Raw genomic sequence first — 14,051 nt, 5'->3', positions numbered from 1 at the left:
AGCCCCCGACCGGAGCGGAGTTGGACGCTCCGGTACCGTCGGGGGCTGCCGCAGCACAGTCACAGGGGGAGCGCGCATGGGCGACTCGGGCAAGGTACTGGACATATCCACGCAAGACCTGAAGAAGGCGGCCCCCGCCTTCGCCAAGCAGGGCCAGGCGCTCGCCGAAGCGGCGGCGACGCTGAAACGGACCCTGGACGGCCTCGGTTCGCCGTGGGGCGACGACGAGCAGGGCACGAAGTTCGGCGAGGCCTACAAGCCCAAGCGCACGGAGATCGAGCGCGGGGTGGCCATTCTCGCCCTCGGCCTGAAGAGCATCAACGCCGCGATGGTGGACATGGCGGACGGGCACATCGACAACGAGAAGCTGGTCGAGGGCATGTTCACCAAGGTCAAGACCCCGGGCGGCAAGGACGGGAACGGCGACGGGGCCGAAGGCGACAAGGGCGCCCGGTGAGCGTCGAGGACATAGCCAAGGACCTTCTGATGAAGGCCGGCATGTGGTGGCCGGACGCCAACTCCGGCACCCTGCGCAAGGCCGCGGCCGCCTGGCGGACCTTCGCGGACGCGGTGGACGACGTCATTCCGCCGGTCAACACGAGCGCGAACACGGTCATCCTGCACAACACCGGCGAGTCGATCGACGCCTTCCGGACGTTCTGGGGCAGGTACCACAAGAGCGAGGGCGTGGGCTGGCTCGACGACAGCGCCAAGACCGCCCGTGCCATGGCCAAGGCCCTCGACGAGTTCGCGGACGCCGTCGACGACGCCATCGAGAAGCTGTGGATCGAGATCGGCATCGGGGCCGCGGTGATCGCGGCCGGTGTGGGCCTCGCGGTGTTCACCTTCGGCGCCTCCACCGCGGCCTCGGCAGCCGCGACCGCCACCATCATCGAGGTCGCCGCGGGCCTGGGCATCACCGTCTCGACCACGGTGGCCACCATCGCCGCGACGACGCTCACCGGCATCGCGTTCGGTGCGATCGAGGGCATCACGGTCGACCTCGCGGTGGCCCAGCCGCTGCGGATGGCGACCGGCCTCCAGGACGGTCTGAGCCTCGACTCCGTCGAGAAGTCCGCGCTGTACGGCGGTGCGTTCGGCGGTGCCTTCGGCGGCGCGGGCGGCTTCTCCCGCGCCGCGGGGGAGGTCGGCGGCTACCGGAACCTGTTCTCCGGGCAGGACGTCCCCTTCGGCGTCATCAACCCGAACCTCGCCGGGGCGGGCGGGGCCGGCGGGGTTCCGCTGTCCCTCGACGAGATGGGCCGGCGGCGCACCTGGAACCTGCTGCGCAGCGAGGACTCGAAGATCCCGGCACCGCCCCGGGTGCCCGGCGACCACGCGCTGATCTCCGGCGACCCGGTCTACTTCGGCAAGCGGACCACGACCATCGGCTACGACCCCAAGACGCTCGCCAACACGGAGCGGGTCGCCCGGGTGCCGGGGAAGCACGACGTCATCGTGCACGGCACGCCCGAGGGGGTCTTCCTGCCCGGCCGGGTGAACAGCAACGGCAAGACCCTGATGGACTTCGAGGTGAACCCCTCGCACATCTCCGACGCCATCCGCAGCAACCCGCAGTACGACGGCGGCCCCGTGCGCCTCATCTCCTGCCACTCGGGGACCGTCGAGCCGAACCTGGTCGAGCTGCCGCTGGCCCAGCGGGTCGCCAACGACCTGGGAGTCCCCGTGCAGGCCCCGACCAATAAGGTGGGCACGTCGCCGGAGCTGGGGCTGAACCAGACGCCGCAGATCGGCAACAACGGCTACTGGCGCACCTTCCTCCCGATGGCCGACCAGTGAAGGACCGGCCGGTGAAGGACCGGCCGGTGAAGGACCGGCCGGTGACGGACCGGCCGGTGACGGACCGGCCGGTGACGGACCGGCCGGTGACGGACCGGCCGGTGACGGCCACGGCACCGACGAGTCCCACCGCACCGACAAGCAACGAACGGTTCGCATCGATGATCCAACGCGTCGGATTCTTCCGCGAGTTCACCCACGACGAGGCCACCGCCACCCCCTCGATCCACGACGCGGTGGGCACGCACGCGCTGTACGACGAGGCGGGCATCGTGGCCTACCTGGAGTCCGGCGCCGAGATCTTCACCGCGATGGGCGCGGACCGCGACGTCGTGTCCGGCGACGAGTGGGTGCCCTCCGGTTCGCTGAGCACGGACGGAAAGTGGCTCTGGCCGGGGGAGCTCGCCCACTACGTACGGCGCTACCACCTGGAACTCCCCGCGGACTTCCTCACGGACGTACGGGCCGCGCAGTACGCCCCGCCCGCCCTGCCCCCCGGGCGCGGCGCGGAGATCTACGGGGAGGTCTTCGGCGGCTCCCCGCAGGGACCGCAGGAGCGCCCCGAGGGCGGCTTCTTCGCCTGGTACCTCACCGCGCTCGCCCCGGAGGGCGCCGCCCGGCTGCTCGCGCTGCTCGCAGAGGCCGGTCTGCAGCACCGTCACCGGCTGACGGACTCGGTGTACCTCACGCGCAGGGAGAAGGGTGCGGCGGCCGAGGTGCCGGTCGCCGACGGGCAGGACCCGGCCGCGGTGCTCGCGGCTCCGGGCGACGGCGAGGTCACCCTCCACCTGCGGTTCGAGGGGGACACCGCGGTCGCGCTGCGGGTGCGACGGCTCGACCCGGAGACGGTCACGGCCGTCTTCGACCTCGTGGACCTCGCAGGACCGGAGCGGGAGCAGGCGGTGGCCGGACTGGTCCGGGTGCTGGACGCGTTCCGCGACGACTGCCGGGGCTTCGTCCTCGACCGTACGGGCCGCAGCGCGCGCGGCGACTGGGACGGGCTCTACCGGGACGGAACCTGGCCGCCGGCCCCGTTCCCGGACAGCGTCGCGGTCGGCGCGGAGCGCGGCGGCCGCCCGACGGGGTCCGCCCCGGTGGCCCCGGCCTCGTACGGCCGCCTCACGGTCTTCAACCGGACCGCGCCCCAGTAGCCCGCGTCGCCGGCCGGCGCCGCGACCGGCGCCCCCGGCCGTCGGCCGCCGGTGTTCGAATCCTGTGTCATTTTTCTTCCGGTGGAGCGATGATTTTGCGCGTCGCTCCCGGTCTATATCTGTGAAAGGCGGCGGCAGAAGGGCCGCGCCGGACGAGAGAGACAGGGACACCGACCATGGCGACGTACCAGCAGATGATCTTCCTGAACCTTCCGGTCAAGGACCTGGAGGCCTCGAAGAACTTCTTCGCCAAGCTGGGCTACACCTTCAACGCCCAGTTCAGCGACGACAGGACGGCCTCGATGCCGATCAGCGAGACCATCGTCGTGATGCTGCTGACGGAGCCGCGCTTCAAGGAGTTCACCAAGAAGGAGATCGCGGACTCCGCCACCACCACCGAGGCGCTCATCGGGCTCAGCGCCGAGAGCCGCGCCAAGGTCGACGAGCTGTGCGACGCGGCCCTGGCGGCGGGCGCGTCCCCGTCCGGCGAGCCGCAGGACCACGGCTTCATGTACGGCCGCTCCTTCCAGGACCTGGACGGCCACAACTGGGAGATCATCTGGATGGACCCGGCCGCCGTCCAGGGCTGAGCGGCCCGGATCCCGTGACCGGGGTTCGCTCGACCGGGGCTCCCGTGACCGGGGTTCGGTTTGCCCCACCCCCGAGTGCCGTGCTGGCACGGTCGATCAGGGGGCGCGCGTTCGCCAGTCTTGAGGCATGAACAGCGCAGTGCGGCAGCAGTCGCCACGACACCAGGTACGCGTACGGCCGACCCTCGCCGCCGAGCAGGGGCCGACCCCCGCCGCAGGGCAGGGCCGCTCCCGCCGGTTCCCCTCCTGGCGGGTGATCCTCCGGGAGCCGTTCCGGGCCGAGACCTGGCGGCGGGTCGCGTATCTGCTGCTCGCGCTGCCGGTCGGGGTGCTGTGCGTTCCGGTGGCGCTCGTCGGGGGGCCCGCCGGGAAGATCCAACTCGCCCTGCTGCGGCGGGTGCTGGGGACCGGGATCGAGGGGCGGGAGCGGTCCCGGGCGCTGGGGGCCGTGCACGCGGTGGTCAGCGCGCCGCTCAATCTGGTCGCCCTGGTGGTCGTCCTCTACTGCTGGTTCGTCGTGGCGATCAACCTGGGGTTCCCGCTGCGGGTCGACGACCCGACGACCTCGTGGGGCGGGCCGACCATGGCCGGGGCGTGGGCGGTGCACGCGGTGGGCGGCGGCGTGACGTTCCTGTTCCTCACGCCGTGGATCGCCAAGGGGTTCGGCGCACTGCAGGTGCGGCTGGCACAGGGGTTCCTGGGGCGGGACCGGAGCGGGCTGAGGACGGCGGCCGGGCTCGCGGTGGCGGTCGTGGCGGTCTGTGGTCTGCTGTCCGTGCCGGTCATTCATCAGATGGAGCTTTAGTGGACCCCGTACGCCGTCGTCTCAAGGTCCCCCTCGGAGCTTCCCTCAGAGTCCCTCTCGGAGCTTCTCTCAAAGCCCTTCTCCATGCGGTCCTCGCCTTCCCGCTCGCCCTGGTGGCGGCGTGGCTCGTGCTCGTCGGGCTGCTCTTCGGCGGGTTGCTGTCGGTCACCGCGTTCGGGCCGTGGCTGATCGCGGCGACCGTGCGGGGCGCGGTGGGGACCGGGGCGGTGCAGGCCGCCCTGGCCCGGCGGCTGCTGGGGGTGGAGGTCGAACCTCCGGTACGGCCGGCCGCGGACGGGCTCTTCGGCTGGCGACGGGCGGTCCTCGCCGACCGGGCCGGGTGGCGGGCGGTGGGCTGGGCCTTCGCCGCCCCCGTGCTCGCGGCTCCGGCGCTGATGGCCGTGCTGGTGGGGTACGTGTACGGGCTGCTCTACCTCCTGCACCCGTTCCTCCGGCACGTCAACTACCTGACGGTCCACGACCCCGACGGGAGCGAGCGGCACGTCTCGCTGAGGTGGTTCGGCGTCCAGATGGATTCCTGGCCGCGGTGGCTGGCCGTCGTGGTGGTCGGCGCGCTGCTGCTCGCCCTCGCCGCCCCTCTCGTACGGCTGGCCCTCCTCCCGTACGAGAGGGTCCTGCGCGCGCTCCTCGGGCCGGGCGCGGCCGAGCTGCGGATCCGCACGCTTGAGGAGACCCGGGCGCAGGCCGTCGAGGACGCCGCCGCGACCCTGCGGCGCATCGAACGCGACCTGCACGACGGCACCCAGGTCCGGCTCGTCGGGCTCGGCATGCACCTCACCATGATCCGCGAGCTGGTGGCGGGAGGAGCGGAGCGCGAGCAGGTCCTCTCCGTCGTCGAGACCGCGCAGGGCAACGCCAAGCAGGCCGTCGCCGACCTGCGGAGCCTGGTCAAGGGCATCCACCCGCCCGTGCTCGACCAGGGACTCGACGCCGCGCTGGCGACCCTCGCCGCGGACAGTCCGCTGGAGGTCGCGGTACGGGTGGAGGTCGGGGAGCGGCCGTCCCCTGCGATCGAGGCGATCGCCTACTTCTGCACGGCCGAGCTGCTCGCCAACGCGGCCAAGCACAGCGGGGCGGACACGGTGGAGGTCGAAGTGGCCGGCGGGGGCGGGGCGCTGAGCCTGGTCGTACGGGACGACGGGTGCGGGGGAGCGGTCGTCGGCGCGGGGAGCGGGCTGACCGGGCTGCTCGGGCGGATCAGGGCGGTGGACGGGACGCTGGAGTGCGACAGCCCGGCGGGTGGGCCTACGGTGGTCCGCGTCGTACTGCCGTTCCGCTAGCCTGCCGTTCCGCCGGCGGTCCGGCAGCCCAGCCGTCCAGCCGTCAGAGGAAGTTCCCAGCACATGCCGTCGCCATCGCCGTCGCCCCTGCGGGTTGTCATCGCCGAGGATTCCGTACTGTTGCGGGACGGGCTCGCACAGCTCCTGGGAATGCGGGGGGTGGAGGTGGTCGCGGCCGTCGGGGACGGAGAGGCGCTGCTCGCGGCGGTGGCCGAGCACCGGCCGGACGCCGCCGTGGTCGACGTACGGATGCCGCCGACGCAGACGGACGAGGGGCTGCGGGCGGCCGTCGAGATCCGCCGGGCGCACCCCGGGACCGGAGTGCTGATCTTCTCCCAGTACGTGGAGACCAAGTACGCGGCGCAGCTGCTGGGAGGCGGCGGAGGCGGTGGCGGTGGCGCGGGCGTCGGCTATCTGCTGAAGGAACGCGTCGTCGACATCGGGGAGTTCGTCGACGCGCTGGAGCGGGTCGCGGCGGGCGGCACGGCGCTCGACCCGGAGGTGGTGGCCCAGCTGTTCGGTGCGAGCCGGCGCGGATCGGCGCTGGACGGGCTGACGCCGCGCGAGCGGGAAGTGCTCGGGCTGATGGCGCAGGGGCTGACGAACCAGGGGATCGCGGGCCGGTTCGTGGTGTCGGAGCGCGCCGTCGAGAAGCACGTGGCGAACATCTTCGCCAAGCTGGGTCTCTCGATGGAGGAGGGCGGGCACCGGCGGGTGCTGGCCGTGCTCAGGTACCTGGAGGAGGGGTAGGGGCAGGGCCGCGCGGGCGGCCCCGCCCCGGCGGGGCCGAGTCAGCCGATCTGCAGCTCGCCCATCGCGCTCCAGCCCGTCGCACCCTCGATCGTCGTGCTGACGATCTCCGGGGTGCGGCGCAGCAGCGGGCGCATGTCCTCCATGGCGGCGCGGAAGTGGTCCGAGGTGACGTGTGCCTCGGCCGCGTCGTCCTGGAAGGCCTCCACCAGCACGTACTCGTTGGCGTCCGCGACACTGCGCGACCAGTCGAACCACAGGTTGCCCGGCTCCGCGCGCGTGGCGGCGGTGAACGCCTCCACGTGCTGCGGCCAGGAATCGGCGTACTCGGGCTTTACGGGGAACTTCACGACAATAAAGATCATTGACCCATTCTAGGGTTGCTCCGGGGTTGCTCCGGGGCTGATCCGGGGCTGATCCGGGGCTGATCCGGGGCTGATCCGGGGCTGCTCCGGAGTCGACGGCTGACCGGCACAGTTTCCTCAGATCTCGCTCAACTTTCACCGGAGTAAGTGGCTCAGGGGGCTTTCGCTCCGTACTGTCGTGTCCATGCCCGACATATCGATCACTACGGTCCTGCTCCTCTGCCTCGCCGCGGCGGTGGCCGGGTGGGTCGACGCGGTGGTGGGCGGCGGCGGACTGCTGCTCCTGCCCGCCCTGATCATGGGGCTGCCGGGCAACATGGCGAGCACCTTCGCGCTCGGCACCAACAAGGCGGTCGCGATCGTCGGCACCACGGGCGCCGCGGTGACGTACGTGCGCAAGGCCCCCATCGACGTGAAGATCGCGGTACGGATCGGGCTCGCGGCCCTGGCCGGGTCCACGACGGGCGCCTTCTTCGCCGCCGGGATCAGCAACGAGGTGATGCGGCCCATGATCATGGTGGTGCTCGTCGGCGTCGGCGCCTTCGTCATCTTCCGCCCCGACTTCGGCACGGCCCCGGGCCTGGGCCCCGCCACCCGGCAGCGGGTCGTCGCCGCGATCGCCCTCGCGGGCGTCGGCATCGGCCTTTACGACGGCCTGTTCGGGCCCGGCACCGGCACCTTCCTGGTGCTCGCGCTCTCCGCGATCCTGCACTTCGACATGGTGACCGCCTCCGCCACCGCGAAGATCGTCAACGTGTGCACGAACGCGGGCGCGCTCGCGATGTTCGCCTACCAGGGGTACGTGCTGTGGCAGCTCGGCGTGCTGATGGCGGCGTTCAACCTGGCGGGCGCCATGGTCGGGGCGCGCACCGCGCTCAAGAAGGGCAGCGGATTCGTACGGGTGGTGCTGCTGGTGGTGGTGTTCGCCATGGTGGCGAAGCTGGCGTACGACCAGTGGGTCAAGTAGCCCTCACGAGCAGTTCTCGCGGCGGCAGTCAGGCCCCTCGCCCCACGCTCACTTCACCTGGGTCAGGTGTGCGTACGCGACCACGTTCCCCCGGTAGCCCTTGCCCTCGACGAAGCCGCCGCCGCAGGTGATCACCCTCAGCTCGGGCCGCGCCGCCCTGCCGTAGACCTTCTGTTCCGGGAAGTGCTCCTTGTCGTACACCTCGATCGCGTCGATCGAGAAGACGGCGGTGCGGCCGTCCCTGCGCACCACCTCGACGGTGTGGCCCTTGCGCAGGGCGCCCAGGCGGTAGAAGACCGCCGGGCCGTCCGCGGTGTCGACGTGACCTGCGACGACGGCGGTTCCGGGGGCGCCGGGAAGGGTGCCGCCCCGGTACCAGCCGGCGATGTTCGGATTGTCCTGCGGCGGTACTTCGAGACCGCCCGAGGCGTCAAGGCCGAGCCCCGTCATGGGCGTGTCCACCCGGATCTGCGGGATGCGCAGCCGCACCGGCTCGGACGGGGGGAGGGGCGCCGGAGCGGCCCGACCGTCCGTCGGCCCGTCCGCCCGCTCGCCCGTCCGGGCCGCGCGCCCGGGTGCGAACGCCTCGGCGGACGTCGGCTGCGGCGGCTCCCCGACCTCCGCCGAGCCGCCCCGGATCAGCCACACCCCGGCGAGGGCGAGAAGCACGACCAGTGCGATGTGCGTACGGAATCGCGCGGAGTCGACGGGCACGGACGGCATCCGGGGAATCCTGGGCACAGCGCTACTCCGAACTCCGGCTCGTGGGTACGGCCCGAGTCCCCGCCCGGGACTCATGGTGAAGGGCGGGGACACGGGACGGTGGCCGCATGGGCTGCTAGCGCTCGCCGCTCGCCCGGCGGCGCAGCAGCCAGGTGCCGCCCACGGCGGACGCGGCCAGCACGGCCGCTCCCGCCGCGATCTGGGGGGTGTCGGGGGCGGAGACACTGCCGCCGACTCCCGTACGTACGTGCCCGGTGGGACTGGTGGGGGTGGTGGTGGGGCTCGGGTCCGTAGGGGAGCCCGCGGTCACCCACAGGTCGCCCGCCGCGGATTTCCGGCCGTCCGCGCAGGACACGCTGATCGCGTACTCGCCCTTGGCGGTGTGCGCCGGAACCGTGAACTGCCCGACCAGCACCTCCTTGTGGGTGCTCGTCTCCATGGTGAAGTCGGCGATGCCGAGCGAGGACGCGTGGCCGGTGCCCTGCCCGCCGGGGCCGCACGCGGTGGTGTTCACGGTGACGACGCTGCCCGGCGCCACGGTCGCCGGATTGAACTCAAGCTGCCCGGCAGGCGGCGAGTCCTCCCCGGCGAGCAGCGGCTCCTCCCCGGCGAGCAGTGGCTCTTCCCCGGCGAGCAGCGGATCCTCCCCGGCGAGCAGCGGATCCTCGGCGGCGAGCGGGGCGTCCTCGGCGGCGAGCGGCAGATTCTCGCCCGCGCTCTCCGCCGCGTTCTCTCCCGCCTTCTCGCTCGCGCTCTCTCCCGCGTTCTCCGCCGCCTTCTCGCCCGCGCTCTCGCCCACGAGCGGCGGCTCCTCTGCTGCGTAAGCGGTCCCGCCCAGGCTCAGCGTGAGCGCGGCGGCGGCGAACGCGGCACCGGTCAGCCTGCTCCGGCGGGGCCGGGCGGTACTGCTGCGCATGGGGGCCTCCGGGCGTCGTCTCTCCCGTACTCGTACGGGCTCTGCCTCCGAGATAAGCGGCGTGGCGCCCCAGCCGCCTCCCGAGAAGCGGCCCGACGGGCCGATCCGGGCCGCCCCTTCACCCGTACGCCACCACGTTCGAGCAGGTCAACGGGGGTGACGGGGCCTCATCCCGGCCGCCGGACCGAACGGGTGACGCACCGCCCGGCACACTGCTCGGCACGCCGCCCGGCACACTGCTCGGCACGCCGCCCGGCGCACCGCTCGGAACACCTTCCGCCGCACCGCCGCCCGCCCGGCGCGCAAGGAGATTTACAGCCGCGCTTGACCTCAAGTGGGCTTGACGTATGAACCTTCTCGGCATGGACACCAACAGCACCGCATTCGAAGCCTCCGCCCGCTCCAACTCCCTTGCCGACAAGCCGATCCGACTGGCCGTCATCATCGGCAGCAACCGCGAGGGCCGCTACGCCCCCGTCATCGCCGACTGGTTCCTCTCCCGCGCCGAGAGCTTCGGCGGCCTGGACATCGACGTCGTCGACGTGGCCGAGATCGATCTGCCGACCACGTTCTCCTCGCAGCCGTCCGACACCGTGCAGGCCGAGCAGGCCAAGGTGGCGGAGCGCCTGGCGGCCGCCGACGCGTTCGTCGTCATAACCCCCGAGTACAACCACTCCTACCCCGCGGGCCTCAAGAACCTCATCGACTGGCACAACGCCGAATGGCACGCCAAGCCCGTCGGCTTCGTCTCGTACGGCGGTCTCTCCGGCGGTCTGCGCGCCGTCGAGCACCTGCGGCAGATCTTCGCCGAGCTGCACGCCGTCACCGTCCGCGACACCGTCTCCTTCCACGGGCCGTGGGGCCAGTTCGACGAGGACGGTCAGCACACCAGCCCCGAGGAGTGCGACACCGCAGCCAAGTCCCTGCTGGACAGGCTCACCTGGTGGGCCCACGCACTGCGCGACGCCAGGTCCGTCCGCCCCTTCTCCGCATAGCAGCACGAGGACATGAGGACCGGTACCCACCATGAAAGAGATCCTCGGGCTGCTCCGCACCCGGATGCGCCCTTACCGCCGCACTCTCGCCCTCGTCGTCGCGCTCCAGCTCGCCCAGATCGCCGCGACCCTCTACCTGCCCACCCTCAACGCCGACATCATCAACCGGGGCGTGCTCACCGGTGACACCGGCTACGTCCTGTCCTCCGGCGGCGTCATGCTCGCCGTCACCCTCCTCCAGGTCCTCGCCTCCGGTGCCGCCGTCTACTTCGGCGCCCGGGTCGCGATGGGCATCGGGCGGGACCTGCGGGCCGCCGTCTTCTCCCGGGTGCAGGACTTCTCGGTGCGGGAAGTGGGCCAGTTCGGGGCGTCGTCCCTGATCACCCGCACCACCAACGACGTCCAGCAGGTGCAGATGCTGACCGTCATGGGGCTCACCATGCTGGTCGCCGCACCGCTGATGTGCGTCGGCGGCATCGTGATGGCGCTCAGCCAGGACGTGCCGCTCGCCCTGCTCATGCTGGTCTTCGTACCGCTGCTCGGCGGGGCCGTCGGCCTCATCGTCCGGCGGATGCCGCCCCTCTTCCGCTCCATGCAGGAGCGCATCGACCGGGTCAACCGCATGATGCGCGAACAGATCACCGGCATCCGCGTCATCCGCGCCTTCGTCCGCGACAAGCACGAGCAGGAACGGTACGCCGGGGCCAACGCCGACCTGATGAAGGTCTCGCTGCGCACCGGCCGGCTGATGGCACTGATGATGCCGACCATCCTGCTGGTGTGGGAGCTGGCCACCATCGCGATCATCTGGGTCGGCGGACAGCGCATCGACTCGGGCGCACTGCAGGTCGGCTCGCTGATCGCGTTCCTCGGCTATCTGATGCAGATCCTGATGGCCGTGATGATGACCGCCTTCCTGATGATGCAGCTGCCGCGCGCCGAGGTCAGCGCCGAGCGCATCCGGGAGGTCCTGGACACCGAACCGAGCGTCGTGCCGCCCACCGCCCCGGTCGTCGAGCTCTTCGGCCGTGGCCAACTCACCGTCAGGGACGCCGACTTCAGCTACCCGGGCGCCGAGGAACCGGTGCTGCGCGGTGTCTCGTTCACCGCCCGCCCCGGCCGTACGACCGCCGTCATCGGCTCCACCGGCAGCGGCAAGACCACCCTCCTCCACCTGATCCCGCGCCTCTTCGACGCCACCGGGGGACAGGTCCTGATCGGCGGCACCGACGTGCGCGACATCGAGGAGTCGCTGCTGTCCCGCACGGTCGGCCTCGTCCCGCAGAAGCCGTACCTCTTCTCCGGGACGGTCGCCTCCAACCTGCGGTACGGAAACCCGGACGCCACCGACGCCGACCTGTGGCACGCGCTGGAGGTCGCCCAGGCCCGCGACTTCGTCGAAGCGCTGGACGAGGGACTCGCCGCACCCGTGGCCCAGGGCGGTACGAACCTCTCCGGCGGGCAGCGCCAACGCCTCGCCATCGCGAGGGCGTTGGTGACCCGGCCCGGCATCTACCTCTTCGACGACTCCTTCTCCGCCCTCGACTACGCCACCGACGCGGCCCTGCGCGCCGCCCTCGCCGAGGAGACCGCGGACGCCACCGTCGTCATCGTCGCCCAGCGCGTCTCCACCATCCGGGGCGCGGACACCATCGTCGTCCTCGACGAGGGCCGGGTCGTCGGCACCGGCACCCACGAGGCACTCATGCGGGACAACCAGACCTACCGGGAGATCGTCCTCTCCCAGCTGACCGAGGAGGAAGCCGCATGAGCACCGCCCAGGAGGTCCGGGAGGAGTCCCCCGAAGCCAAGGCCGTGCCGGAGCGCAAGGGCCCGCCCCCGCAGCGCGGCCCCGGCGCCGTCGGCACCCCGCCCCTGGAGCGCTCCCTCGACTTCCGCCGCTCCGGTCTGCGCCTGCTGCGGATGCTCGCCCCCGAGAAGCACCTCATGGCCGCCGTCCTCGTCTCCGGAGTGCTGGCCGTCGCGCTCGCCGTCCTCACCCCGAAGATCCTCGGCGCGGCCACCGACCTGGTGGTGACGGGCGCCAAGTCCCCCGCGGGCATCGACTTCGAGGCCGTCGCCCGCGTCCTCCTGCTGGCCCTCGCCCTGACCGCGGGCGGCGCCGCGTTCACCTGGGTGCAGGTGCGGATCGCCATGGTCGTCGTACAGCGCCTCGGCTTCCGGCTCCGCGAACGCGCCGAGACCAAGCTCGCCCGCCTCCCCCTCGCCTACTTCGACCGCCAGCCGCGCGGCGAGGTCCTCTCCCGCACCACCAACGACATCGACAACATCACCCAGACCCTCCAGCAGGCCTCCAGCCAGATGGTGCGCGCCCTGCTCACCCTGGTCGGCGTCCTCGCGATGATGTTCTGGATCTCACCGCTGATGGCCCTGGTCACCCTCGCCACCGTCCCGCTCTCCGTCTACGGGGCGTACCTCATCGGCAAGCGCGCCCAGCCGCAGTTCGTCAAGCAGTGGGCGGTCACGGGTCGCCTCAACGGGCACATCGAGGAGATGTACACCGGGCACGCCCTGGTGAAGGTCTTCGGCCGCAAGCAGGAGGCGATCGCCACCTTCGACAAGCACAACGACGAGCTGTACGCGGCGAGCTTCAGGGCCCAGTTCATCTCCGGCGTCATCCAGCCCGCGATGGCCTTCGTCGGCAACCTCAACTACGTCCTGATCGCCGTCGTCGGCGGACTGCGGGTCGCCTCGGGCACCCTCTCCATCGGCGAGATCCAGGCCTTCGTCCAGTACTCGTACGAGTTCAACGGCCCCATCACCCAGATCGCCGCCATGGCCAACCTCCTCCAGTCGGGCGTCGCGTCCGCCGAGCGCGTCTTCGACCTCCTCGACGCCGAGGAGGAGTCCCCGGAACCCGCCCACAGCGGCCGCAGCGAGCGGGTCACCGGCCGTGTCACCTTCGAGAACGTCGCCTTCCGCTACGACCCCGACAAGCCCCTCATCGAGGACCTCACCCTGGCCGTCGACCCCGGCCAGACCGTCGCCATCGTCGGCCCGACAGGCGCGGGCAAGACCACCCTGGTCAACCTCCTGATGCGGTTCTACGAGGTCACCGGCGGCCGCATCACCCTCGACGGCACCGACATCGCCACCCTGCCCCGCGAGGAACTGCGCGCATCGACCGGCATGGTCCTCCAGGACACCTGGCTCTTCGGCGGCACCATCGCCGACAACATCGCGTACGGGGTGGAGGGCGAGGTCTCCAGGGAACGCGTCGTCGAGGCCGCCATGGCGACGTACGCGGACCGCTTCGTCCGCACCCTCCCCGACGGTTACGACACGGTCATCGACGAGGAGGCGGGCAACCTCAGCGCGGGCGAGAAGCAGCTCATCACCATCGCCCGCGCCTTCCTCACCGAACCCTCGATCCTGGTGCTCGACGAGGCCACCAGCTCCGTCGACACCCGCACCGAGGTCCTCATCCAGCGGGCCATGAACTCGCTGCGGCACGGCCGGACCTCGTTCGTCATCGCGCACCGGCTGTCCACGATCCGCGACGCGGACGTGATCCTGGTGATGGAGGCGGGCCGCATCGTCGAGCAGGGCTCGCACGACGAACTCCTCGCCGCGGGCGGGGCGTACGCCAGGCTGTACGCGTCGCAGTTCGCGGCGGCGGCCTGACGGTTCTTCCGTACGGTACGAGGAGGGGTGGGCCGGTCGCAGC

The 14,051-nt window shown here is 71.6% G+C and carries 14 protein-coding genes; 11 read left to right on the top strand and 3 right to left on the bottom strand.

Features of this window, described 5'->3' with window-relative positions:
* Nucleotides 1–76: 76 nt before the first annotated feature.
* The 7 genes from ACH4SP_RS19895 to ACH4SP_RS19865 all read left to right on the top strand — a co-directional run bounded on the left by ACH4SP_RS19895 (nucleotide 77) and on the right by ACH4SP_RS19865 (nucleotide 6,397).
* Complete coding sequence (locus ACH4SP_RS19895) at nucleotides 77–457, top strand: hypothetical protein (protein ID WP_398416666.1); 381 nt, start codon at nucleotides 77–79, stop codon at nucleotides 455–457.
* A complete protein-coding gene (locus tag ACH4SP_RS19890) occupies nucleotides 454–1,800 on the top strand; it encodes a hypothetical protein (RefSeq protein ID WP_398416665.1) in 1,347 nt (448 codons plus the stop codon). Before ACH4SP_RS19895 ends, ACH4SP_RS19890 begins: the two co-directional genes overlap by 4 nt.
* Nucleotides 1,801–1,811: 11 nt before the next feature.
* Entirely contained in the window at nucleotides 1,812–2,951 is a 1,140-nt protein-coding gene (locus tag ACH4SP_RS19885; protein ID WP_398416663.1) for a hypothetical protein, read from the top strand.
* A gap of 176 nt (nucleotides 2,952–3,127) precedes the next feature.
* Nucleotides 3,128–3,541 (top strand): VOC family protein, encoded by a 414-nt coding sequence (locus ACH4SP_RS19880; RefSeq protein ID WP_398416661.1) that lies wholly within the window; start codon nucleotides 3,128–3,130, stop codon nucleotides 3,539–3,541.
* Nucleotides 3,542–3,668: 127 nt separating this feature from the next.
* Nucleotides 3,669–4,346: a hypothetical protein gene (locus ACH4SP_RS19875; RefSeq protein WP_398416659.1), complete on the top strand. Its 678-nt coding sequence runs from the start codon at nucleotides 3,669–3,671 to the stop codon at nucleotides 4,344–4,346.
* A complete protein-coding gene (locus ACH4SP_RS19870; protein WP_398416657.1) occupies nucleotides 4,346–5,647 on the top strand; it encodes a sensor domain-containing protein in 1,302 nt (433 codons plus the stop codon). The genes ACH4SP_RS19875 and ACH4SP_RS19870 overlap by 1 nt, the downstream gene beginning before the upstream one ends.
* Nucleotides 5,648–5,710: 63 nt before the next feature.
* Complete coding sequence (locus ACH4SP_RS19865) at nucleotides 5,711–6,397, top strand: response regulator transcription factor (protein WP_398416655.1); 687 nt, start codon at nucleotides 5,711–5,713, stop codon at nucleotides 6,395–6,397.
* Between the two features lie 41 nt (nucleotides 6,398–6,438).
* On the opposite strand, the gene ACH4SP_RS19860 is transcribed toward ACH4SP_RS19865, so the two are convergent.
* On the bottom strand, nucleotides 6,439–6,762 hold the full coding sequence (locus ACH4SP_RS19860) for a putative quinol monooxygenase (RefSeq protein WP_398416653.1): 324 nt from the start codon (nucleotides 6,760–6,762) through the stop codon (nucleotides 6,439–6,441).
* Nucleotides 6,763–6,946: 184 nt separating this feature from the next.
* Between ACH4SP_RS19860 and ACH4SP_RS19855 the strand changes: the two genes are divergently transcribed.
* Complete coding sequence (locus ACH4SP_RS19855; RefSeq protein ID WP_398416651.1) at nucleotides 6,947–7,729, top strand: sulfite exporter TauE/SafE family protein; 783 nt, start codon at nucleotides 6,947–6,949, stop codon at nucleotides 7,727–7,729.
* Nucleotides 7,730–7,777: 48 nt separating this feature from the next.
* Here the strand turns inward: ACH4SP_RS19855 and ACH4SP_RS19850 are convergent, their stop codons facing one another.
* On the bottom strand, nucleotides 7,778–8,452 hold the full coding sequence (locus ACH4SP_RS19850; RefSeq protein ID WP_398416649.1) for a class F sortase: 675 nt from the start codon (nucleotides 8,450–8,452) through the stop codon (nucleotides 7,778–7,780).
* A gap of 115 nt (nucleotides 8,453–8,567) precedes the next feature.
* The gene (locus tag ACH4SP_RS19845; protein WP_398416647.1) at nucleotides 8,568–9,368 is read right to left on the bottom strand and encodes a hypothetical protein; all 801 of its coding nucleotides are present in this window, start codon (nucleotides 9,366–9,368) and stop codon (nucleotides 8,568–8,570) included.
* Nucleotides 9,369–9,730: 362 nt separating this feature from the next.
* Between ACH4SP_RS19845 and ACH4SP_RS19840 the strand changes: the two genes are divergently transcribed.
* Genes ACH4SP_RS19840 through ACH4SP_RS19830 form a run of 3 tightly spaced genes read left to right on the top strand, consistent with a single transcriptional unit; the run spans nucleotide 9,731 to nucleotide 14,008 of the window.
* Nucleotides 9,731–10,363 carry an NADPH-dependent FMN reductase gene (locus ACH4SP_RS19840; protein WP_398416645.1) on the top strand — a complete coding sequence of 211 codons (633 nt, stop codon included), beginning with the start codon at nucleotides 9,731–9,733 and terminating at the stop codon, nucleotides 10,361–10,363.
* Between the two features lie 31 nt (nucleotides 10,364–10,394).
* Nucleotides 10,395–12,134 (top strand): ABC transporter ATP-binding protein, encoded by a 1,740-nt coding sequence (locus tag ACH4SP_RS19835; RefSeq protein WP_398416643.1) that lies wholly within the window; start codon nucleotides 10,395–10,397, stop codon nucleotides 12,132–12,134.
* Nucleotides 12,131–14,008 (top strand): ABC transporter ATP-binding protein, encoded by a 1,878-nt coding sequence (locus tag ACH4SP_RS19830; RefSeq protein ID WP_398416641.1) that lies wholly within the window; start codon nucleotides 12,131–12,133, stop codon nucleotides 14,006–14,008. Before ACH4SP_RS19835 ends, ACH4SP_RS19830 begins: the two co-directional genes overlap by 4 nt.
* Nucleotides 14,009–14,051 lie beyond the last annotated feature (43 nt).

This window comes from Streptomyces sp. NPDC021093 (genome assembly GCF_044333135.1).
Classification (GTDB): Bacteria; Actinomycetota; Actinomycetes; order Streptomycetales; family Streptomycetaceae; genus Streptomyces.
This window is presented reverse-complemented; position numbering and strand designations above follow the sequence as displayed.